Source organism: Herbaspirillum sp. NPDC101396 (genome assembly GCF_044767365.1).
In the GTDB taxonomy this organism is placed as follows: Bacteria; Pseudomonadota; Gammaproteobacteria; order Burkholderiales; family Burkholderiaceae_D; genus Herbaspirillum.
This window is the reverse complement of the sequence record NZ_JBIWNT010000002.1, coordinates 282,790-303,710: the sequence shown is the minus strand read 5'-3', so window position 1 is coordinate 303,710 and position 20,921 is coordinate 282,790. Positions and strand designations below refer to the sequence as shown.

General features: G+C 61.8%; 18 protein-coding genes. 9 read left to right on the top strand and 9 right to left on the bottom strand.

The features are described from left to right. Positions 1-121 precede the first annotated feature (121 nt). Complete coding sequence (locus ACIROY_RS06350) at positions 122-1,006, bottom strand: LysR family transcriptional regulator (protein WP_402340632.1); 885 nt, start codon at positions 1,004-1,006, stop codon at positions 122-124. A gap of 191 nt (positions 1,007-1,197) precedes the next feature. Between ACIROY_RS06350 and ACIROY_RS06345 the strand changes: the two genes are divergently transcribed. Together ACIROY_RS06345 and ACIROY_RS06340 are read left to right on the top strand one after the other, a co-directional pair. Next, entirely contained in the window at positions 1,198-2,223 is a 1,026-nt protein-coding gene (locus ACIROY_RS06345; protein ID WP_402340629.1) for a zinc-dependent alcohol dehydrogenase family protein, read from the top strand. 90 nt (positions 2,224-2,313) lie between these two features. Beyond that, positions 2,314-3,300, top strand: a complete 987-nt coding sequence (locus ACIROY_RS06340) for a D-2-hydroxyacid dehydrogenase family protein (RefSeq protein WP_402340626.1) — start codon at positions 2,314-2,316, stop codon at positions 3,298-3,300. Here the strand turns inward: ACIROY_RS06340 and ACIROY_RS06335 are convergent. Next, positions 3,278-4,033, bottom strand: a complete 756-nt coding sequence (locus ACIROY_RS06335; protein ID WP_402340623.1) for an L-asparaginase — start codon at positions 4,031-4,033, stop codon at positions 3,278-3,280. The genes ACIROY_RS06340 and ACIROY_RS06335 overlap by 23 nt on opposite strands. Positions 4,034-4,354: 321 nt before the next feature. On the opposite strand from ACIROY_RS06335, the gene ACIROY_RS06330 reads away from it, so the two are divergent. After that, positions 4,355-6,988 (top strand): chemotaxis protein CheW, encoded by a 2,634-nt coding sequence (locus ACIROY_RS06330; RefSeq protein WP_402340621.1) that lies wholly within the window; start codon positions 4,355-4,357, stop codon positions 6,986-6,988. Positions 6,989-7,067: 79 nt separating this feature from the next. Next, the gene (locus ACIROY_RS06325) at positions 7,068-7,565 is read left to right on the top strand and encodes an asparaginase domain-containing protein (RefSeq protein WP_402341385.1); all 498 of its coding nucleotides are present in this window, start codon (positions 7,068-7,070) and stop codon (positions 7,563-7,565) included. 26 nt (positions 7,566-7,591) lie between these two features. Here the strand turns inward: ACIROY_RS06325 and ACIROY_RS06320 are convergent, their stop codons facing one another. Next, positions 7,592-7,954: a winged helix-turn-helix transcriptional regulator gene (locus ACIROY_RS06320; RefSeq protein ID WP_402340618.1), complete on the bottom strand. Its 363-nt coding sequence runs from the start codon at positions 7,952-7,954 to the stop codon at positions 7,592-7,594. Between the two features lie 112 nt (positions 7,955-8,066). Between ACIROY_RS06320 and ACIROY_RS06315 the strand changes: the two genes are divergently transcribed. Together ACIROY_RS06315 and ACIROY_RS06310 are read left to right on the top strand one after the other, a co-directional pair. After that, the gene (locus ACIROY_RS06315; RefSeq protein ID WP_402277281.1) at positions 8,067-9,002 is read left to right on the top strand and encodes an SDR family oxidoreductase; all 936 of its coding nucleotides are present in this window, start codon (positions 8,067-8,069) and stop codon (positions 9,000-9,002) included. 58 nt (positions 9,003-9,060) lie between these two features. Next, positions 9,061-9,801, top strand: coding sequence for a DsbA family oxidoreductase (locus tag ACIROY_RS06310; protein WP_402340615.1), 741 nt, complete (start codon positions 9,061-9,063; stop codon positions 9,799-9,801). A 73-nt stretch (positions 9,802-9,874) separates the two neighbouring features. Here ACIROY_RS06310 and ACIROY_RS06305 read toward each other — a convergent pair whose 3' ends face one another. The 5 genes from ACIROY_RS06305 to ACIROY_RS06285 form a co-directional block, all read right to left on the bottom strand. After that, on the bottom strand, positions 9,875-10,936 hold the full coding sequence (locus ACIROY_RS06305; protein WP_402277285.1) for a porin: 1,062 nt from the start codon (positions 10,934-10,936) through the stop codon (positions 9,875-9,877). 64 nt (positions 10,937-11,000) lie between these two features. Continuing rightward, positions 11,001-12,080, bottom strand: coding sequence for an ABC transporter ATP-binding protein (locus tag ACIROY_RS06300; protein ID WP_402340613.1), 1,080 nt, complete (start codon positions 12,078-12,080; stop codon positions 11,001-11,003). A 59-nt stretch (positions 12,081-12,139) separates the two neighbouring features. Beyond that, positions 12,140-13,948 (bottom strand): ABC transporter permease, encoded by a 1,809-nt coding sequence (locus ACIROY_RS06295; protein WP_402340610.1) that lies wholly within the window; start codon positions 13,946-13,948, stop codon positions 12,140-12,142. Positions 13,949-14,117: 169 nt separating this feature from the next. Beyond that, positions 14,118-15,212: an ABC transporter substrate-binding protein gene (locus ACIROY_RS06290; RefSeq protein WP_402340609.1), complete on the bottom strand. Its 1,095-nt coding sequence runs from the start codon at positions 15,210-15,212 to the stop codon at positions 14,118-14,120. A 42-nt stretch (positions 15,213-15,254) separates the two neighbouring features. Then, the gene (locus ACIROY_RS06285; protein WP_402277293.1) at positions 15,255-16,232 is read right to left on the bottom strand and encodes a Bug family tripartite tricarboxylate transporter substrate binding protein; all 978 of its coding nucleotides are present in this window, start codon (positions 16,230-16,232) and stop codon (positions 15,255-15,257) included. Between the two features lie 385 nt (positions 16,233-16,617). Here ACIROY_RS06285 and ACIROY_RS06280 point away from each other — a divergent pair, with 385 nt between their 5' ends. Then, positions 16,618-17,295 carry a response regulator gene (locus ACIROY_RS06280; protein ID WP_402340606.1) on the top strand — a complete coding sequence of 226 codons (678 nt, stop codon included), beginning with the start codon at positions 16,618-16,620 and terminating at the stop codon, positions 17,293-17,295. Continuing rightward, positions 17,292-18,746, top strand: coding sequence for a sensor histidine kinase (locus tag ACIROY_RS06275; RefSeq protein WP_402340603.1), 1,455 nt, complete (start codon positions 17,292-17,294; stop codon positions 18,744-18,746). The genes ACIROY_RS06280 and ACIROY_RS06275 overlap by 4 nt, the downstream gene beginning before the upstream one ends. 4 nt (positions 18,747-18,750) lie before the next feature. Here ACIROY_RS06275 and ACIROY_RS06270 read toward each other — a convergent pair whose 3' ends face one another. Beyond that, a complete protein-coding gene (locus ACIROY_RS06270) occupies positions 18,751-19,662 on the bottom strand; it encodes a LysR family transcriptional regulator (protein ID WP_402340600.1) in 912 nt (303 codons plus the stop codon). Positions 19,663-19,791: 129 nt separating this feature from the next. Between ACIROY_RS06270 and ACIROY_RS06265 the strand changes: the two genes are divergently transcribed. Next, positions 19,792-20,871, top strand: a complete 1,080-nt coding sequence (locus ACIROY_RS06265; RefSeq protein ID WP_402340597.1) for a YeiH family protein — start codon at positions 19,792-19,794, stop codon at positions 20,869-20,871. The last annotated feature ends 50 nt before the right edge of the window (positions 20,872-20,921 follow it).

Sequence of the window (20,921 nt, the reverse complement as noted above, 5' to 3'; positions counted from 1 at the left end):
CGTGCGGGTCAAAGTGCCACAGGACAAACGGCCGACATGGCGTCAGCAATTCACCGACATTGCTGCGCAGCAGCCCCGAAAGTTGGACCTCCGGCAACAATTTTCCGCTGTAGAGATCACCTTAGAACACGCAGGCGACGAAATCGACAAAAGCCTTGATCTTGGCCGCGCGATGGTTCTTTTGCTGCACCAGCACCGAGACATCCGGCCCCGGCGCCAGCCAGTCCGGCAACAACGGCACCAGTTCGCCGCTGCGCACCGGCGGGATCAGCGACACCGACATTTGCTGGACGATGCCGCAACCGGCCTTGGCCGCTTCGATGAGCGACTCGACGTGATCCATCGCCAGCGCGCCCTTGGGCACGTAGCTATGGCTTTCCTTGCCCTTGCTGAACTGCCAGGGCCGCACCATGCGCGATTTCGGATTGAGGAAGCCCAGGCAAGGGAAATCGGCCAGCTCCTGCGGCGTCTTCGGCACGCCATGGCGCGCGACGAATTCAGGCGAGGCGCAGCACATGTAGCTGGTCTTGAAGACGGTTTTGGCGATCAGGTTGGAATCAGGCAGGTCGCCGATGCGGATCAGCACATCCACGCCCTCTTCCACCATGTCGATCATGCGGTCGCCCACCGTGATCTTGAGTGCGAGGTCGGGATACTGCGCGAGGAACTGCGGCAGCGCCGGTGCAATGTACTGGCGGCTGATCACGCTGGGCATGTCGACGCGCAGCGTGCCGGCCGGCAGCGCCTGCGATTGCATCATGCTGCCTTCCAGGTCGCTCATGCCGCCCAGCAGCAGCAAGGCCTGCTCGTAACAGCGGCGCCCCTCTTCCGTCAGCGACATGCTGCGCGTGGTGCGGTTGAGCAGCTTGGCGCGGAAATGCGTCTCCAGCGCCGACACCTGGTTGGTCACTGATGAGGTCGAAATCCCGAGCCGGTCCGCCGCACGACTGAAACCGCCGGCCTCGACGACGTTGCAAAACACTTTCAGGGCATCCAGGCGGTCCATGTTTGCTGTTCTTCTCCGGCGTATGAGGGATGACGAATGAGGATTCGTGGGTGCTGCCGATTATCCACGTTTTCACCATTCTGTATTGCCGTCTGCCCCGTTTTTCTCAGGCCTTTCCGTCTCTAGACTTGCTTCATCGCTGCAAACAAGAACGCGGCGTCACTCATCCACAGACTCAGAAAGGAAACGCCATGACCACCGCATCCTCCAATACCTCCAACGCGTCCTCCATGACCGCAGTACTGCTGCGCGCCCATGGCGCACCGCTGCAAACCACCAGCGTTGATCGCCCCGTTGCCGGCGCGGGCCAGGTGCTGGTGCGCATCCGCGCGGCCGGACTCAATCCGCTCGACGCCAAGATCCGCGCCGGCAAGGCCGGACATGCGCAGGCGCAGTTGCCTGCCGTGCTCGGCATCGACATGGCCGGCGTGGTCGAAGCGATCGGTTCCGGCGTGTCCGGCTTCAACGTCGGCGACGAGGTCTACGGCATGACCGGCGGCGTCGGCAGAGTACAAGGTTCGTTGGCCCAATTCGCGGCCGTCGACGCCGCCCTGCTGGCGCACACGCCAGCCAACGTCGGCATGCGTGAAGCCGCCGCGCTGCCGCTGATCTTCATCACCGCCTGGGAAGGTCTGGTTGATCGCGCCCATGTGCGCAGCGGCCAGAAGGTGCTGGTGCACGGCGGCGCCGGCGGCGTCGGCCATATTGCAGTGCAGATCGCCAGGGCCTTCGGCGCCGACGTCTACGCCACCGGTTCGGCCGAACAGCGCGAGGTCATCACCGGCTACGGCGCCACCTTCATTGATTACCGCACCGCCACGGTGGAAGAATACGTGCAGCAATACACAGCCGGCGAAGGCTTCGACATCGTCTACGACACCGTCGGCGGCGCCACGCTGGACGCCTCCTTCATCGCGGCGAAACGCTACCACGGCCACGTCGTCAGCTGTCTCGGCTGGGGCACGCACGCCTTGGCGCCGCTGTCGTTCCGCGCCGCGACTTACTCGGGCGTGTTCACGCTGATGCCACTGCTGACCGGCAAGGGTCGCGCCCATCATGGCGAGATCATGGAGCAAGCCACCAAGCTGATTGAAGCCGGCAAGATCGTGGTGCAGGTCGATCCGCGTCGCTTCGGCTTCGACCAGGCCGATGCCGCTTACGACGTCATCGATGCAGGCGGCGCGCGCGGCAAGCTGGTGATTGAAATCCCGGCCTGATATTTTCATCGGCTGAACCGATGCGGCAAAAATCCGGCGGGCGTTTTATGATGTGGTTTTCCCCAACACCTACCGCCTTCCGGAGACCACATGAAGATCGCCATCCTCGACGACTACCAGGACAGCGTCCGCCAACTCGACTGCTTCAAGCTGCTGGACGGTCATGACGTGAAGGTATTCAACAACACCGTGCGCGGCGCCGGCCAGCTGGTCGCGCGCCTGGCGCCGTTCGACGCGCTGGTGCTGATCCGCGAACGCACCGTCTTCACCAAAGCCATCCTCGAAAAACTCCCTGCGTTGAAGCTGATTTCGCAAACCGGCAAGATCAGCGGCCACGTCGATGTCGCCGCCGCCACCGCGCAGCGCATCGCCATCGTCGAAGGCGTCGGCGACCCTACCGCACCGGCCGAACTGACTTGGGCGCTGATCATGGCGGCGGGTCGCCGCATTCCGCAATACACCGCCAACCTCAAGGCCGGCCTCTGGCAGCAAGTCTCGGCCGCGCCGGAACGTAATCCCATCGGCGTCGCCCTCAAGGGCCGCACGCTCGGCATCTGGGGTTACGGAAAAATCGGCCGCATGGTGGCCGGCTACGGCAAAGCCTTCGGCATGAAGATCGTGGTGTGGGGACGCGAGGCCAGCCTGGAGCAGGCGCAGAAAGACGGCTACACCGCCGCCGCCAGCAAGGAAGAATTTTTTTCGACGGCGGACTTCGTCTCGGTGCACCTGCGCCTCAACGACGCCACGCGCGGCATCGTCACCGAGCAAGACCTGGCGCAGATGAAGCCCAGCGCCACCTTCATCAACACCAGCCGCGCCGAACTGGTGGCGAGCGGCGCACTGGAAGCAGCGCTGCAGCAGGGCCGTCCTGGCTTCGCCGGTCTCGACGTGTTCGAAACCGAACCGCTGCCGCAGGACTCGCCGCTGCTGCGCATGGACAACGTGGTGGCCACGCCGCATCTCGGCTATGTGGAAAAAGACGGCTACGAGTTGTACTTCCGCGCGGCCTTCCAGAACATCGTCGACTTCGCCAACGGCGCGCCGAAGAACGTCCTCAATCCTGAGGCGTTGGCCTGACGCGCACCGGCGTCGGCGGCGCATACTGCAGATGCTGGGCGTGCGACACCTTCCATAGATGCAGCCAGCCGGGCGGCCATGGCAGCGGCCGCCCGGCGTACGGCTCCACTCCCCTGCGCACGGCGATGACCGGCAAATGTTCCGGCATCGATCCGGCGTGATCCCATCCCATGCTATACGCATGATGCGGCAACAGCGCATCGCACACCGCCGCAAACCACGCCGTGTGATCCTCATCGCGTCCGAGCGCCTGCGCAAGTCCCTGCGGATCGAATTGCGCCAGTGCGCTGGCGAGATCCTGGGCGCTCGCGCCGGGCGTATCGCCCCAGCCGAAAATCGGATTGAAATTGTAGTCCGCGCCCGAGCCGTACCAGCCTTCGCGCCACGGCCGTTCATTCCAATGACGCGGCCCCGCGAACAAATGCCAGCGCCAGTGCAGGCCCGAAGGCTTGGGCCAGCTGTACAGATACAAGCGTTGATAACCGGCCGCGTGCAACTCGCGCACCATCGCCATCAGGCGCGCATGCGGCATGCGGTCGGGCGGCTGGCGGCGGAACATGATCGGCGTACCGTCGGCATGCTGCACTTCATCGGATGACAGATTCAAATCGAGCGTGCGCACCTCGCTGCCGAAGCGCGCAGAAATCCATCCCGTCAGCAAGTTGACGGAGACGATGACGCCATAGCCGCGATGGCGATGGAAGATGACGGTGCCGGGAGCAATCGGTTTCATGTCTCGATTTTATCCAACTATCAAAAACCTGACCGGGCAGCATTAGCGATCAGCGCGTACGCAATGAGCGATTCAGAAAAATAATTCGCCGCGCAGTTCCCGCTACGACAAAAAACGTCTTTACAATTTCCACGCGGAAATTATTGAAAGTCAATCTGCATGCGGCTTTGCGGACGATCTTGTAGACAACATGCATATCGTTTTACCAATAGAATGCGTGGCACGCAATTTGCGTAATAACAACTGAGTGCCGACATTAATTACTAAATATAAGTGCGGCGCGGACAAGTTCTTGCGGGCTTCTTCAATAAAAGGGACAACATGACTGAACACGTAGCGATTCAAACCGAAACCTTCCTGCCGTACATGCGCGACGTCACCAAATGCGAACAGTCGCTGCAGGAACTGAATCTGATGTGGCGTGTGATTGAAGCCTCGGCAAAAATGAATTGCCCCAGTGAAGCCAAGACCATCCTGCCGACCATGGCGGCAACGCGCACCGGCTTCAGCCGTCTGGAACGCGAGCTGGTGGTCAGCCTGGTCCAGGAAAAAGTCCGCAACGTGCTCACCGAAATCGGCACCAAGGCGCAGTACGTGATCGACATCGTGGTGCGCAATCTGTTCGAGCGCACCGCCGACGTCGGCTTCCTCGCCACTGATCGCGAACTGTGCAATTTTGTCGCCGGCGTCACTGACGGCCCCGACAGCGTGGAGGCGATCCGTTATCGCCTGCGCCAGTACCGCGATAAATACACCGTCTACGACGAGATCATGCTGCTTGACACCGAAGGCAACGTGCTGGTGCAGATCGATCCGGCCACACCGCTGGAACACAGCGCCGATGCGCTGATCGCCGAGACGCTCAACTCCGACACTTATGTGGAGACCTTCCGCTTCAGCGACCTGCGTCCCGGCAAGGAACGTGCACTGATTTATTCGCGTCGCATGCAGCATCCCCAAACTGGTGCGGTAGTCGGCATCCTGTGCCTGTGCTTCCACTTCGAAGAAGAAATGGCCGGCATCTTCTCTTCGCATCGTGACGCCGAAGCGCGCTCCAACATGCTGCTGCTGGACGCCGACAACCGCGTCATCGCCAGCGCCGATAAATTGTGGATCCCGGTCGGCACCGAAGTGCCGGTCAATCGCGATGGCAACGCCGCGCTGATGCTGTTCTGCGGCCGCGAATATCTGGTCCGTACGGTGTCCTCCGACGGCTATCAGGGCTATCCCGGTCCGAGCGGCTGGCAAGGCCAGGTGATGATTCCGGTCGAGGTGGCCTTCAGCGGCGTCATCAGCGACGTGCTCACCAAGCTGTCGCCCGAGATTGCCGAAGGCCTGCTGTCGCACGCGCATTCATTCTGCCCGCCGCTGTACGACATCATGACCGCCGCCAAGACCATCCAACGCATCGTCTGGAACGGCCAGGTCATGACCGCGGGCCAACGCGGCGAAATGCTCAAGCTCAAGACCATCCTCGACCAGATCAGCGAGACCGGCAATCGCAGCAACGAGTTGTTCGCGCAATCGATTCATGACCTCTACCAAACCGTACTGGTGTCGGGCATGCGCGATGCCGAGTTCACCACCAGCCTGCTGGTAGACCTGCTCGACCGCAATCTCTACGAGCGCTCCGACGATTGCCGCTGGTGGGCGCTCACGCCGGAACTGCGCAGCGCGCTGGCGCAACCGGCGCAGGACCAGGCCACGGTCGAGAAGATGACCAATATCCTGGCCTACATCAACGGTCTGTATACCGTCTACACGCGCATCTTCGTCTACGATCGCCACGGCCGCATCATCGCCAGCACCGGCGACAACACCGGCGAGATCGTCGGCGGCAACGTTGATGAAGACAGCCTGCGCCAGGTGCTGTCGCTGCGCACGCAGCAGCAGTACTACGTCAGCGCCTTCACGCCGAGTGCGCTGTACGACGGCAAGGACACCTACATTTATCACGCAGCGATCCGCGATCTCGAGAACGAAGCCGTGGTGGTAGGCGGCATCGGCATCGTGTTCGACTCGATGCCGGAGTTTTCCAACATGCTCTCCAGCGGCATTACCGCCAAGAAGAATATGAAGGCTTTCTACATTGATCGCAATGCACGCATCATCTCGACCACTGACAGCGCGCGCAGCGTCGGCGAGACGCTGGACATCGATCCGGCGCTGCTGACCATCCCCAACGGCGGCCGTGCGTCGCAGGTCGCGGTGCACGACGGCGAATATGCCATCGTCGCCTGCTCGGTATCAAACGGCTATCGTGAATTCAAGGTCAGCGACGGTTACCAGGAAGACGTCATCGCGGTGGTATTCGAATCCTTCGGCGCGGTGCAAGGCGCAGGTTCGCAAACCGACGGCCGCCAATACCTGCTCGAAACCGATCCGACCATCACCGACGGCAACGAATACGCCACCTTCTTCAGCGACCACAACCTGTTCGCCATCTCCGCCGCCCACGTGGTGGAAGCGGTGCCGTTCAGCGAAGTGCTACCCACCTCGATGGGCTCGCGGCCGGAACAGATCGGCGTGCTCAACCTGCGGCGCGATGACGGCGACGGCAAGCGCAAGGAATTCGTCTGGGTGTTCGACCTTGGCCAGATGATGCGCGGCACCCGCTCCGCCGTCAGCGGCAGCAGCCAGGTGATGATCGTGCGCGAAGGCGAACACACAATCGGCCTGCTGGTCGATGAGCTGCACGCCGTGCCGCAGTTCAATCCTGCCCAGATCATGCACACGCCGTTCGCGATGCAGGGTGCATCGATGCTGGTGACCCAGGTGATCAAGGCCAACAACGGCCAGTTGCTGATCCAGGCGATCGACGTCGAGCGTTTGTTCGCGCTGTTGATCGACGGCCAGATAGCGATGCCGCCCGAGCTTGTGGAAGCTGCCGCGCAATCGGCAGCCCCGGTAGTCGCAGCTGACGGCAAACGCACGGTAGAGCTGCTGGCAGCGTAATCAAGAGTTGATTTGCACGGGCCGCCGGTAGCGTGATGTGGGGTATGATGGCTGGGACTTTTTCTGATTTTCCATGATCATGACTTTACGCATCATCGCCACCGGCGGCACCTTCGACAAGCACTACGACGAGCTCGCCGGCCAGCTTGTTTTCGCCAACAGCCACCTGCCCGAGGTCATCGCGCGTGCACGCCTGACCGTTCCCGTCACGCTGGAAGAACTGCCGCTGCTCGATTCGCTCGACATGCAGGACATCGACCGGCGCCGCGTGCTCGCCTCATGCGACCGCTCGGAAGAAAACGCCATCGTCGTCATCCACGGCACCGACACCATGCAGGACACCGCACGCGTGCTCGGCGCGGCGCAACTGGCCAGGACCATCGTACTGACCGGCGCCATGATTCCTTACGCCATCCACGGCTCGGATGCGCAATTCAATTTCGGCTTCGCCTGCGGCGTGGCGCAGCTGCTGCCGCACGGCGTGTATGTCGCGATGAACGGGCGCGTATTTGCCTGGGATAAAGTAGTGAAGAATCGCGGCGCAGGCGTGTTCGAAGAGATCGAAACGGAAGACTGAGGGCATCTCACCGGAGGAGACAATGTTCAGTCTTCTCCGCTTTCTGCCGTGCCGGCATCCGCGTAGTCCTGCAACGCCGACACGTTCTGATGGAACCATCCCCCCAATTGCTCAAGCACAGGCGTCAATGACTGCCCCGGCGGCGTCAGGCTGTACTCCACCTTGGGCGGCACCTCCGCATACACCACCCGGCGCACCAGGCCGTCGCGCTCCAGCTCGCGCAGCTGCAGCGTCAGCATGCGCTGCGTCACTTCAGGAATGCTTCTTTGCAACTGCCCGAAGCGCAAAGTCCCCGCGCTGAGGCGATACAACACCAGTGACTTCCATTTGCCGCCGACCAGATCCAGCGCCATATCCACGGGACAACGATCAGGTGATGCAGCTTTCATGACGGCTCCAATAGGTACATTTTTGTGGGTATTGCACATGCATGTACATTCTATTCAATACCTGACCAAGCTCCTACACTGTTGACTTCTTAACCACATTTTGGAGTCAATGATGAAAGAACAAATCTATCTGGTGCTCGGCGCCACCGGCGCACAAGGCCGTGCAGTGGTGAGCGCGTTGAGGGCAAGCGGCAAGAAGGTGCGCGTGCTGCTGCGAAATGCCGACAACAAATCCTCGTTCGAGGACACCGGTGTGGAAGTCGCGATCGGTGACCTGGATTCGCCGGCACAACTGCTGGCCGCGAGCCGCGACGTCGCCGGCGTCTACTTTGCCCTGCCATTGCAGTTCAACGCCGACAAGGCAATTCGCTGGGGCAGAAACGCGATCGACGCCGCCGTCGCAGCCGAGGCGCCGCTGATGGTTTTCAATACCAGCATCGTCGGTGCAGCCGAGGCGGGGCAGGCCACCGGCAGCGTCGCAATCGATATCAAGTCCGAGCTTGAACGTTATCTGAAGCAGGCGACTATCCCCAGCATCGTATTGCGCCCCACGCTGTACCTGGGCAACCTGACCGCGCCGTTCGCGACGCCGTCGATCGTCAACGATGGCGTGCTGGCCTACCCTGTTCCCGCCGGCCAGAAAGTATCCTGGATCAGTTGGGAAGAAACCGCCGCCTATGTCGTCGCCGCCCTGCAACGTCCCGATCTGGCGGCAAGACGGCCGACATTCGACATCGGCGGCGCGCAAGCGATCACGGGCAATGAACTGGCCGCCGCCATCGGCAAGGCCGTGGGTCGCAACGTGTTCTATTTCCCGCTGCCGATCGAGCAATTCGAAGCCGGACTGTCCGCCGCCTTCGGCGCCGAGACCGGCGGCGCTCTCGCCAATCTGTATCGCTACATGACCAATCCCGCGCATGCCGACATCCTTAACGTCGACCTGCGCGCGGCAAGGGCTGAATTTGCCGTGCCGCAAGCTTCGATTGACAGCTGGGCCGCGCAGATTCCCTGGAAAGACCTCGCCCAGAACGCCATGGCGCAAGCCTGAACAACTTTGCCGCCGCCCATCCGCATCGGCGAACTTCCAATTTTCAACGAAAAAATACATGAACACCACACCATCCGAAAAAATGCAGATCGAGATCTGGAGCGACATCATGTGTCCCTTCTGCTTCATCGGCAAACGCCTCTTTGACGAGGCACTCGACGCCTTCGCGCACAAGGGGCAGATTCAGGTTGTCTGGAAAAGCTATCGTCTTTTCCCCGACGTCCGGTACCAGGAAGGAAGTGACGCCTGCACGGTCCTCGCCAAGACCAAGGGCCTGGCGAGATCGTCCATGCAACAGGCGATCGCGCATGTGACTGCATTGGGCCGCGACGTCGACATTCGATTCGATTTCGACCGTCTGCAGATGGTCGACACATTCGACGCACTGAGAATGGTGCACTGGGCCGCGATGCACGATCTTGGAAACGATCTGGGAAGCAAAATGAAGGAGCGCCTGTTCCAGGCATTCTTTGAAGAAGGCTTGAACCTGGAGGACCGCCGGGTCCTGGCGCAACTGGGGGACGAGCTCGGACTGGATGCGTCGGCGACGGAAATCATGTTGTCGTCGCGCGCCTATGCTGCTGAAGTCGAGGAAGATGTGGCGCAGGCAAGTCAGATCGGCGTGCGCGGCATCCCCTTCTTCGTACTGGATCGAAAACAGGCGCTGTCGGGAGCGCAATCGGTGGCCGCCTTCAGCACGCTATTGCACACCGCGTTCGACGGATGGCAGCAAAAAACCGTGCCCCCTGCCGAAGTTGCGATGTCGGGAGAAAGTTGCTCCCTGAATGGTCAATGCTGAGCTGTTGTGATCGCCGGCACCTGCATCGCACCGGCGCCACAACGCTCATCCTGCTTCTTGATGCCCAAGCGGCTCAGAAACGGTGCTGCATGCCCAGGGTGACGCCAACCTGGCTGTTGCCGAAGCCGACGTCGTCACGCGACAGGCCGACCAGCTGGTTGTTCTTCGCCTTTGCATAAGCGCCGCTGGCGTACAAATCGGTGCGCTTGGACAAGGCGTATTTCAGACGCAGCGAATACATGATCGGATCGGCATCGGTGACCAGGTTCTTCTGGTTCTGATAGTAGATCGTGCCGATCAGGCTCAAGGCCGGTGTGAATTTGTATGTTGCACCGCCCCAGTAGAAATCGCTGCGCAGGTCGGTCGCACCGGACGCCAGGCTCTTCTTGAAGTAACGGTAGCCGAGGTTGAACTTCAGCGATTCCATGACCTGATAGCCGCCGGCCAGATGCACCGTGGTGGTCTTGTCGAATGACCCGCCCGGCACTGCGGCGGTGCCGTTGACGCGATCGTAGGTGGTCGCCAGCGAGAACGGACCGTTGCCGTATCCCAGGCCGAGGCCATATTTGGATGAGTCATTGACGCTGCCGGCCACTTCGCCGAAACCGTACATCGCACCCAGCTTGAAACCGCCGAAGTCGCCCTGGTACTTGACCAGGTTGGACACGCCGGTCGGCATGCCGTCCTTGCGCCCGCCGGTGGCGCCGGCCGACGTCACCCACGAATATTGCGCCGAGTAACCCATCGGATCGAACGGCAAAATGAAGTCGTAGGTGGTGCTGAACGAACGGCCGGCGACGATGCGACCGAAGCTGCCTTCGAGGCCGACGTTGGACTGGCGGTTGAACAGCTGGCCGGCGTCGCCGTCAAAGGCGCCGTTGTCGAGCTTGAAACCGTTTTCCAGCTGGAAGATCGCCTTCAGGCCCCCGCCCAGATCTTCGGTGCCGCGAAAGCCGATGCGCGAGGTATTCATCGCGCCGGAACTCATGCGTGTGACGCTGCCGCCGGTGGCGCCTGCATTATTGAGGTATTCGATGCCGGTGTCGATAAGGCCGTACACAGTGACGTTGCTCTGCGCCGCCGCCGCGCCGCTCAGGGTCGACAGGATGGCAGCTGCCAATAATTTTTTTTGCACTCTGGTTTCTCCTTGGTAAAAATCGTTTTTATGGTTGTGGTGTTGCGGTGTTGTTACGTTGAAATCAAAAAGCCCACAAAGCTTGTTCCGGCAATGTGAGCCAGTACTCGCCCTGCGCCAGCTTGTGCGGCGCGTAGGCGCGCAAGCCGACCGTCGTGCTGTCCGCGCTCTTGGCTTTGAACAGGCACTCCCACCTGTCTCCCAGGTACATGCACGTGGAAAGCGGCAGGCGAATGGCGTTGTCGGTCTGGTGGTCTGAGATGCGAACCTGTTCGAGGCGGATGATGCCGGTGGCCTCATTGCCGATATTGCCGCCGCGCGCGCTGGCGACTACCGTGCCGCCCTCGACCTGCAAGGTGACGCGCTGGCCGTCGCGCTGCAGCACCCTGCCCTTGAGACGATTGTTGCTACCCATGAACTCCGCAGTGAACAACGTGTCGGGAGTCTGGTACATGCTTTGCGGCGTACCCTGCTGTTCGATCTTGCCGTTGTTGAGCAGCAGGATGCGATCCGAAATCGCCATCGCTTCGCCCTGGTCATGCGTGACCATCAGCGCCGACAGGCCGAGTCGCACAATCAGTTCGCGCAGGAAAGCGCGCGCCTCTTCACGCAGCTTGGCGTCGAGATTGGACAGCGGTTCGTCGAGCAGGATGACCTGCGGGTTATAGACCAGCGCGCGTGCGATCGCGACGCGTTGCTGCTGGCCGCCGGACAGTTGATGCGGAAAGCGCTCGCCCAGGTGGCCGAGGCCGAGTTGCGAGAGCACGGCCTTGACGCGCTCCGCAATCTCACTGCCGCCCATCTTGCGCAGCTTGAGGCCGTAGGCGACGTTGTCGAACACGGTCTTGTGCGGCCACAGTGCGTACGACTGGAACACCAGCCCGAGATTGCGTTCTTCGGCCGGCATTTCATAATTGCGCGGGCCGTCGAACACACGCCGCTCGGCGATATCGATGGTGCCGGCCTTGGGCGACTCCAGCCCGGCGACGGCGCGCAGCAGCGTGGTCTTGCCGCTGCCCGACGGGCCCAGCAAGGCGACCACTTCGCCGCGCTGCAATTGCATGGAGACGCCCTTGAGGATTGGATTGGCGCCGGCGCCGCTGCCGTAGTCGAGGTGCAAATCATTGACGGAGAGTTCTGACATGATGATTCCTTTGATTGCAGGCTGCGGCGATCACGCCGCAGTCTCGTATGTTGAGTAAGTTAATCGTGCAATTTGATGCCGAAGCGCAGGGCGATTCCGAGACCGATGGCGACCAGCGTGATGTTGATGAAGGACAGCGCCGCCACCAGTTCCACCGCGCCTGCGGCCCACATTGAGACGATCATCGAGCCGATCACTTCGGTGCCCGGAGACAGCAGGTAGACGCCGGTCGAGTATTCGCGCTCGAAGATCAGGAACACCATCAGCCACGCGCCCAGCAGGCCGTACTTCACCAGCGGCAGAGTGACGTCGCGCGTGACCTGGCCGCGTTGTGCGCCGACCGCACGCGCCGCCTCCTCCAGCTCGGGACCGACCTGCAGCAAGGCGGTGGTGATCAGGCGCAGGCCGTAGGCCATCCACACCACCGAATACGCCAGCCACACCGAAAAGATCGTCGAACGCAACGAGCGCAATTGCGGGATGAAACTGTCCGACAGCCAGCGCGCGACGTCGTTGTCGAAGCCCTTGAGGAAGTTGTCCAGCAGCGACGGCACGAACAGGAACACCCACAGGAAGGACAGGCCGGCCAGCAAACCCGGCACCGCACGCGGCACCAGTACGCTGTAGTCGAGGAAGCGCGTGATGCCGTCGTTTTTGCGATGCATGGCCAGCGCAATCGCGCTGTAGCACACCACCGCAAACGCGCCGCCGATGACGCCGATCAGCACCGTATTGATGATGCCGCGCACCAGCGAAGGCTGGCTCCAGACGTCGCGGAAGTTCTGCAGCGTCAGCACCTCCATCAGCTTGACGCCGTCGCCCCAGTGCGACACGAAGGTGCGCAACGCGATGCCCGACAGCGGCACGATCACCGTGAACAGCAGCCAGAAGGCGATCAGCGCGAACGCGATCCAGCGCCACTTGCCGAGCGGCAGCGCCTTCTGGCGCGCGCCCTTGCCCTTGATCGAGACGTACTTGTTTGCTGACTTCAGCAACCAGCGCTGCAGCATCACCAGCGGCATCGTCACCGCCACCAGGCAAACCGCGACCGCCGCCATCAGATGATACGAGGGCGTCCCAAGTTTGTTGGTCAGCTTGTAGAGATAGGTCGCCAGCACCAGATGGCCTTCCGGATCACCGAGCACCAGCACCAGGCCGAACACTTCGAAGCCGAGGAAGAACACCAGCACGCCCGAATAGGCCAGCGCCGGCATGATCATCGGCAGCGACACGTTGAGCGCCACCTGCAGGGGCGAGGCGCCGGCCACCCGCGCAGCTTCTTCGACATCCGAGCCCAGGCTCTTGAGTGCCGCCGACGCGTACAGATAGACATGCGGCACGTGCGTCAGGCCGGCAATGATGACGATGGACGGGAAGGAATACACGTTCCAGGGATCACCTTCAAAGCCGACCACCGACAGCAGGTTGCGCACCCACACGGTATAGAACCCGACCGGTCCCATCGAGACCACGTAACCGAAGGCAATCACCATCGGCGAGACGAAGATCGGCACCAGCAGCATCGGCGCAATCCAGGCGCGCCCCGGCAAGTCGGTACGTACCATCAGGAAGGCCAGCATGCCGCCCAGCGGCACCGCGATCAGGGCAAGTCCGGAGGCGAGATAGAAGCCGTTGACGAAGGCCTGGCGAAAATCGGAATCGTCAAAAATGAAACGATACGAATCCAGCGTCAGCGTCTTGACCGGTGCGAAGAACGGTGCCGACAGGAAGCTTTGATAGAAAATCAGAAGCAGCGGCACGAAAATGGCCAGCGCCGCCAGCGCGACCACGACGCCGCGCGGCCAGTTCAGGCGGAAGCGGGCGCGCCGTATCGGCAAGGCGCCGGTGGTGGAAGAAAGTGTTTGCATGAGAACCTGCCGTTTCTGGTGATGAAGCAGCCCGCGTCTCCGGCATCTCGACAATTCAGACAAGCCGGGGGCCTGGAGGCGCAACAGCTGCGTCCCCAAGACGGGTACTACGAGATGAATGTCGCTACAAGGCAGTCCGGCCGTGCGCCGGACTTATCGCTGCCGGCGCTTACTTCTTGCCGGCCGCATCCTTCCATTGCTTGAGGAAAGCCAGGCGCTTGGTCTGGTCCAGGTATTCCAGCAAGTCGGTGTTGACCGGCATCGGTTTCAATGCCGCGCCGAGTTGTTTGGTCAGCTCGGCCGAGGTGGTGGCGCCGGCAACGTCGCCGCGGATGGCAAACAATTGCGCATCATTGGCGATGATGGTCTGGCCGCGCTTGGACAGGATGTAATCCAGCCACAGCTTGCCGGCGTTGATGTTCTTGGCTGATTTGTTGACGAAGATCACGCGCGACAGCACCAGGTTGTAGTCCTTGGTGAAGGCGATGCCGATCGACGGATCCTTCTTGGCGCGCGTCAATGCGTACGGACCAAGAATGTTGTAGCCGATCAGGTTCTCGCCCGACGAGATGCGTTCGAGCATGGTGCCGGTGGACGACTGCACCCGCACCGCCACGCCGCCGAGCGCTTTGGCGAAGTCCCAGAACTGCGGATTGAGTTTCAGGTCGTGCGTGATCAGGCTGAAGCCGACGCCGGACTTCTCGATGTCGTAGGTGGTGACCTTGTTCTTGTACTTGTCGAGCCTGGTGGTCAGCAGCCTGGTGAAGTCGGCGTGCGTGGCCGGTACTTCGGCTTCCGGCACCAGGCGCTTGTTATAGACGATGGCGGTCGGCTCGAACGTCGTTCCGTAAGCGGTGTCCTTCCAGTTGGCCCAGGCCGGGACGGCGGCCGCTTCCGGCGACTTGTAGGCCAGGCCGTAGCCCTCCGACGCCAGCTTCATCTGCAGGTCCATCGACGACGACCACATCACATCGGCGGTAGCGCCGCCGGCGGCGGCTTCGGAGATGAAGCGGTTATAGACTTCAGTGGAGTTCATGTCGTTGTACTCCACCTTCACGGCCGGATACAGGGTGCTGAAATCGCGGATCAGCGCTTCCGCCGCCTTGGAATCGGTGGTGCTGTAGACCACGACCTTGCCTTCCTTCTTCGCCGCTTCGACTACCTTGGCGTAGTCCGCGGGATAGCCCGCCGGGCTCTGCGCCAGCGTGTGTGCGGACAAACCGGCCAGCGCCAGTACGATCATGATGCGGCGTTTTACGAACATGCGAAATCTCCTCTTCAGTTATTCAGGAGCAGGATGCCGGGGTCATCTGACCAGCCCCAGTTCCTGCGATTGCTTGCGATATTGCTCGACTACCTTGTGAATGTAGTCGGTCAGCGGCGCGCCGGTCATGGCGAACGGATAGAGTCCGCCGGCCACGCGCTGGCGCTTGAATTCTTCGGTTGCCATGGTGCGGTCGAACACCGCCACCCAGCGCTCATAGTCGGCGTCGCTGACCTTGGCGCTCATGTAGAAGCCGCGGATGATCGGCCACACGACGTCAAAGCCCTGTTCGCGCGCGGTCGGGACGTCGGCCAGGGAACCCGGCAGGCGTTGCTCGGACAGCACCGCGAGCACGCGGGATTTTCCGTCCTTGACGGACGCTGCCGCTTCCGAGGCGTCGCCCGAAATCACCTGCACGTGATTGGCCTGCAACGCGGTGAATGAATCGCCGCCGCCTTCCAGGGCGACAAAGCGAAAGTTGCGCGGATCGATACCGGCGCGGCGCGCGATCATTGCCACCTTCAGCCAGTCCTGGCTGCCGACCGTGCCGCTGACGCCGATGGTGATCTTGCCCGGCTCGCTGCGCATGGCGTCGATGAGTTCACGCAAGTTCTTGTACGGCGCATCGCTGCGCACCGCGATCATGCCGTAGTCGACGCCGACGCCAGCCAGCCAGCGCACGTCAGACACCGCGGCCTTGCCGTATTTTCCCTGCGCCAGATTGAGCAATGAACCGCCCGAGAACGTCACCAGCGTGTCCGCGCCGCCGCGACGCTGCGACACCACTGAACTCCACGCCACCGCGCCGATACCGCCAGGCAGGTAACTGATCTTCACCGGCGCGCCCTCTGCACTCAAAGGCAAGGCCTTGCGGATCATCTTGCAAGCGCCGTCCATGCCGCCGCCAGGTTTGGCCGGCACGATGCATTCCACCGCCTGCGCCGAGGGCGCGTGCAGTGCGGCGGCGCCGACCAGCAAGGCGCACGCCGTCAACAGATGACGCCGAATGAACGGATTCATGACAGCCATCAGACGTTGCGCAAGATAACGGGTACGTCGTAAAACGAATACGGGAAAATACGTATGCAAGTACCTAAGCTGGTACGCAAACAGGTGCGATGGCTCATGCCGTGTCTCCAAGTTATGGTTGTTATTATTTTTGATTTGATTATGTGAGCGGATGCTACGCGGCCAAACTTTCATTCGGCTTTCAGTGTTGCGAAAGCGTTGGCCGCCGTGCCGCAAAGCCGCTATTGCAAAGGCTGCGCTTCTGTTAGCATCCGCAACTATTCGTCGCATTGCAGCGCCGGTCGGTCTGATTTTTTTCATGCTGTTCTCCTTGTTGCAGTGCATTTCGACGTTCCGTATTTCCGTCACGTCGCTTCTCATTCATGGCACCGGCATCATGCGCATTCTATTGGTTGAAGATCATGTCGAACTTTCCCGCTGGCTGTCCAAGGCGCTGCAGGATGCACACCTGACCGTCGAATGCGCCAGCAACGGCGACGATGCGGACAGCCTGTTGCTGACGCAGGAGTATGCGCTGGTCATCCTCGACCTGACGTTGCCGAAGATGGATGGCCTCGATGTCCTCAAGCGCCTGCGTGCACGCGGCAGCCGCACACCGGTGCTGATCCTGACCGCGCGCGGCGGACTCAATGACCGCGTCAACGGCCTCAATCTCGGCGCCGACGACTACCTCGCCAAACCCTTCGAGCTGGTGGAACTGGAAGCGCGCGTGAAGGCGCTGCTGCGACGGGCACAAGGCAATGAAGCAGTCACCATCCAGTGCGGCGCGCTGAGCTTCGACACGGTGTCGCGGATGTTCACCTACGGCGATGCGATGCTGGCGTTGACGCCGCGCGAACATGCGGTGCTGGAGACGCTGATCACGCGCGCCGGCCGCACCGTCGCCAAGGAGAAGCTGTTCCAGGAAGTGTTCTCGCTCGATGACAACGCCAACGTCGACGCGATCGAAATCTATATCCATCGCGTGCGCAAGAAACTCGACGCCGTGGAGCAAGGCCGTGTCTCCATCACCACCTTGCGAGGTCTTGGCTACCTGCTGCAAGCCGCCGGATGATACGCAAACCGATCACTACCGGACTAGGCAGTCTGCGCAGCCAGCTGATGCGTTGGCTGCTGGTGCCGCTGCTGATCCTGGTCGCGCTCGACGCGGTCTCGGTGTATTACAACGCGCTGGAAGTGGCCGACATCGCCTATGACCGTTCGCTGCTGGCATCGACGCGTGCACTGGCGGAGCGCGTATCCGTCGTCAACGGCCAGGTGGTAGCGGACGTGCCTTATGTGGCGCTCGACAGTTTCGAAACCGATACATTAGGCCGTATCTACTACAAGGTGACCGGCGTCAACGGCGAGTTCGTGTCCGGCTACGATGACTTGCCGCCGCTGCCGGCCAATGTCAAACGCTCGGAAGCGTATCCCGCGCTGGTGCGTTTTTACCAGGCCGACTACCACAATCAACCGGTGCGCATCGCCGCACTGTACCAGCCGGTCTACGACGATACGATGCGCGGCATTGCGCTGATCCAGGTCGGCGAAACCATGGACGCACGCCGCGGCATGACGCGCAAGATCCTGTTCGACACCATGTGGCGCCAAGGCGTGCTGGTGACGGTGGCTGCTCTGCTGGTGTGGTTCGCCGTGCGCTTCGTGCTGCGCCCGCTGATGCAATTGCGCAGCGAAGTCGAGTCGCGCGCGCCGACCGATTTATCCGATTTTGATCCTGCGCGCGTGCACAAGGAAGTTCGACCGCTGGTGCTGGCCATGAACGGCTACATGGAGCGACTGCAAACCCTGATCACGGGGCAGCGGCGCTTTATCGCCGACGCCTCGCATCAGTTGCGCACACCGCTGACGGTATTGAAGACACAGGCCGAACTGGCGCTGCGTGAGTTCGATCGCACGCCCAATGATCCACGCGCCTTGCGCGAACTGGTCGAGAGCATCGCCGGCACCACCGACTCCACCGTGCATCTGGCCAATCGCCTGTTGACACTGGCGCGCGCCGAACATGGCGCGGTCGAGGGCGGCATCGTCCCGGTATCCCTTGCCGATGCCGCACGCCAGGTCGCGCTCGAACTGGCGCAAAACGCCGTGGCCAAACATATCGATCTGTCCTTCGACACCGCCGGCGAAGTGCTGATCTACGGCAGCCCGTTGCTGCTGCGCGAACTTGTCGTCAACCTGCTCGACAACGCGATCCGCTACACGCCGGTCAACGGCCGCATCGCGGTGCGCGTGGGATATCAGCAAATCGGTGCAGATACCTGCCCGGTGCTGGACGTTGAGGATACCGGTCCCGGCATCCCGGCCTCGGATCGCGAACGCGTCTTTGCGCCGTTCTATCGCGCGCCGTCGGCGCAACTCGTCAATCCGCATGGCGCCGGCCTGGGCATGTCGATCGTGCGCGACATCGCGTCGGCGCATGGCGCCGAGATCATCCTGGCCGACGGCGCTGAAAATACCGGCTTGCTGTTGAAGGTGCGCTTCCCGGCATCGAAGCGCGCCTGAACTCTCAGTCCCGGCGCTGTTCGTGCCGCACCGCCCAGTCACGGCAAAAATCCAGTAATGACGCCAGCCTGACCGACAGCACCCGTTGCTTGTTGCGCACCATGTAGAAATGGCGGCGCAAAGGCGGCAACGGCGTCGCCAGTTCGATCAACCGGCCCGATTCCAGCAGATCCTCGACCACCGCGCGCGACAGGCAACTGATGCCCATGCCTTCGGCGGTGGCGCGCTTGATCGCTTCCGAATTGCCGAACTCGCAGGCCGACGGCAAATGATGCAGGTAAGGCAGCAAGGCGTGCTCGACGGCTTCGCGCGTGCCGGAGCCCTCTTCGCGCAGCAGCCAGTCGGCTTCGCTCAAGGCCTTCAGCGTCAGCTCCTTGCCCTGCGCCGCCAGCGCATGGCGCGGCGAGGCGACCACGATCAGTTCATCGGTCATCCACGGCTCGACGTCGACATCATTCGCATGGCATGGGCCTTCGATCAACGCGGCATCGACTTCAAAATTGCTGACGGCGTTGACGATGTCGGCGGTATTGGCCACCAGCGCGCGCACGCGTAACTGCGGATGCGCGCGCCGATAGGCCGCCACCATTTGCGGCAGCATGTAACTGCCGATGGTCGTGCTGGCGCCGATGTGCAATTCGGCGCCGACCTGATCCGGCGTCAGGAATTGCTGCTCGATGGTGTTGGCGGCGTCGAGCAGGTGCTGCGCCTGCGGCAACAGCAGGCGGCCGTTGTCGTTGAGCATGAGGCGCTTGCCGACGCGATCGAACAGCTGCACGGCGAGCGTGTTCTCGAGTTCATTGAGCGCGGCGCTGGCGGCCGACTGCGACAGCGCGACCAGATCGGCCGCAGCGGTCGTACTGCCGGATTGCGCCACGGCCAGGAATATTTGTAATTGCCGAAGGGTAATTTTCATGTCGAATCGCTTGATGACTCATTAATCTACTTATTATTCAGGTAGATATTAACAAAATAACGCGTTTTTCTTTTAGATAGCAGAACGCTAAAGTGCCTTCATTGCTCAGTCCTCAATGTCAGGCACATCATGAACACCCCGCCGCTTACCGTCGTCGCCACCCCGTCAGCCCCTCTGGCGCAGTTGCACCGCATTCTCCCCGGCCTGGCTCTGAGCGCCGCGCTGGCGCTGGCTTCGATTGAAGCCGGCCGCCTTGCCTGGTTGCAGGCGCATGGTTTCAGCGCGCTGACGATTGCGATCGTGCTCGGCATGCTGGTCGGAAATACCGTCTATCCGCGCATGGCCGCCGGCTGCAGCAGCGGCGTGGCATTCTCCAAACAGAATCTGTTGCGCCTGGGCATCGTGCTGTACGGCCTGCGCCTGACCTTCCAGGACATCGCCCACGTCGGCGTGAGCGGCGTGGTGATTGACGCCTGCATGCTGATGTCGACGTTCGCAATCGCTTATTTTTTTGGCGTGAAGGTATTCAAGCTGGATCGCAATGCCGTGATGCTGATCGGCGCCGGCAGCTCGATCTGCGGGGCGGCGGCGGTGATGGCGACCGAACCGGTGCTGCGTGCGCGCAGCGAACAGGTCACGGTGGCGGTGTCGACGGTGGTCGTATTCGGCTCGGCGGCGATCTTCCTGTACCCGCTGCTGCACAGCCTGGGCTTCCTGCAGGGTCACGCCGACTTCGGCGTCTACATCGGCTCGACCGTACATGAAGTGGCGCAAGTGGTGGCGGCGGCACGCTCGATCGACGATCACACCGCCAACACCGCGGTGATCGCGAAGATGGTGCGCGTGATGATGCTGGCGCCGTTCCTGCTGATCCTGTCGGCTTACATGCAGCGCGGCCGCTCGGCGACCGCCGCTGAGGGGCGCGCAATTACTTCGCGCCTGGCCGGCGTCCCGTGGTTCGCCTTCGCCTTCGTCGGCGTGGTGGCGCTGAACTCGCTGCTGCCGATCCCGGCTGCCGTAACCGGCGCACTGCTTGACGCCGACACCTTCCTGCTGGCGATGGCGATGGCGGCATTGGGCCTGACCACCCATCTGTCATCCGTGCGCCGTGCCGGTGTTCGTCCCCTGCTGCTGGGTGCCCTGCTGTTTGTCTGGTTGATCTCGGGCGGCGCGGCGGTCAATGGCGCAATCACGTACTTATTGTCATAAAAATAACTTTTAACGCATTTCCGCCCTCGAAATGCGCGCCGATTGCCGCT

Excerpts from the sequence above, each read along its gene's own strand:
- ACIROY_RS06350 (WP_402340632.1), bottom strand. The coding sequence starts at position 1,006 with ATGGACCGCCTGGATGCCCTGAAAGTGTTTTGCAACGTCGTCGAGGCC.
- ACIROY_RS06345 (WP_402340629.1), top strand. The coding sequence starts at position 1,198 with ATGACCACCGCATCCTCCAATACCTCCAACGCGTCCTCCATGACCGCA.
- ACIROY_RS06340 (WP_402340626.1), top strand. The coding sequence starts at position 2,314 with ATGAAGATCGCCATCCTCGACGACTACCAGGACAGCGTCCGCCAACTC.
- ACIROY_RS06335 (WP_402340623.1), bottom strand. The coding sequence starts at position 4,033 with ATGAAACCGATTGCTCCCGGCACCGTCATCTTCCATCGCCATCGCGGC.
- ACIROY_RS06330 (WP_402340621.1), top strand. The coding sequence starts at position 4,355 with ATGACTGAACACGTAGCGATTCAAACCGAAACCTTCCTGCCGTACATG.
- ACIROY_RS06325 (WP_402341385.1), top strand. The coding sequence starts at position 7,068 with ATGACTTTACGCATCATCGCCACCGGCGGCACCTTCGACAAGCACTAC.
- ACIROY_RS06320 (WP_402340618.1), bottom strand. The coding sequence starts at position 7,954 with ATGAAAGCTGCATCACCTGATCGTTGTCCCGTGGATATGGCGCTGGAT.
- ACIROY_RS06315 (WP_402277281.1), top strand. The coding sequence starts at position 8,067 with ATGAAAGAACAAATCTATCTGGTGCTCGGCGCCACCGGCGCACAAGGC.
- ACIROY_RS06310 (WP_402340615.1), top strand. The coding sequence starts at position 9,061 with ATGAACACCACACCATCCGAAAAAATGCAGATCGAGATCTGGAGCGAC.
- ACIROY_RS06300 (WP_402340613.1), bottom strand. The coding sequence starts at position 12,080 with ATGTCAGAACTCTCCGTCAATGATTTGCACCTCGACTACGGCAGCGGC.
- ACIROY_RS06295 (WP_402340610.1), bottom strand. The coding sequence starts at position 13,948 with ATGCAAACACTTTCTTCCACCACCGGCGCCTTGCCGATACGGCGCGCC.
- ACIROY_RS06290 (WP_402340609.1), bottom strand. The coding sequence starts at position 15,212 with ATGTTCGTAAAACGCCGCATCATGATCGTACTGGCGCTGGCCGGTTTG.
- ACIROY_RS06285 (WP_402277293.1), bottom strand. The coding sequence starts at position 16,232 with ATGAATCCGTTCATTCGGCGTCATCTGTTGACGGCGTGCGCCTTGCTG.
- ACIROY_RS06280 (WP_402340606.1), top strand. The coding sequence starts at position 16,618 with ATGCGCATTCTATTGGTTGAAGATCATGTCGAACTTTCCCGCTGGCTG.
- ACIROY_RS06275 (WP_402340603.1), top strand. The coding sequence starts at position 17,292 with ATGATACGCAAACCGATCACTACCGGACTAGGCAGTCTGCGCAGCCAG.
- ACIROY_RS06270 (WP_402340600.1), bottom strand. The coding sequence starts at position 19,662 with ATGAAAATTACCCTTCGGCAATTACAAATATTCCTGGCCGTGGCGCAA.
- ACIROY_RS06265 (WP_402340597.1), top strand. The coding sequence starts at position 19,792 with ATGAACACCCCGCCGCTTACCGTCGTCGCCACCCCGTCAGCCCCTCTG.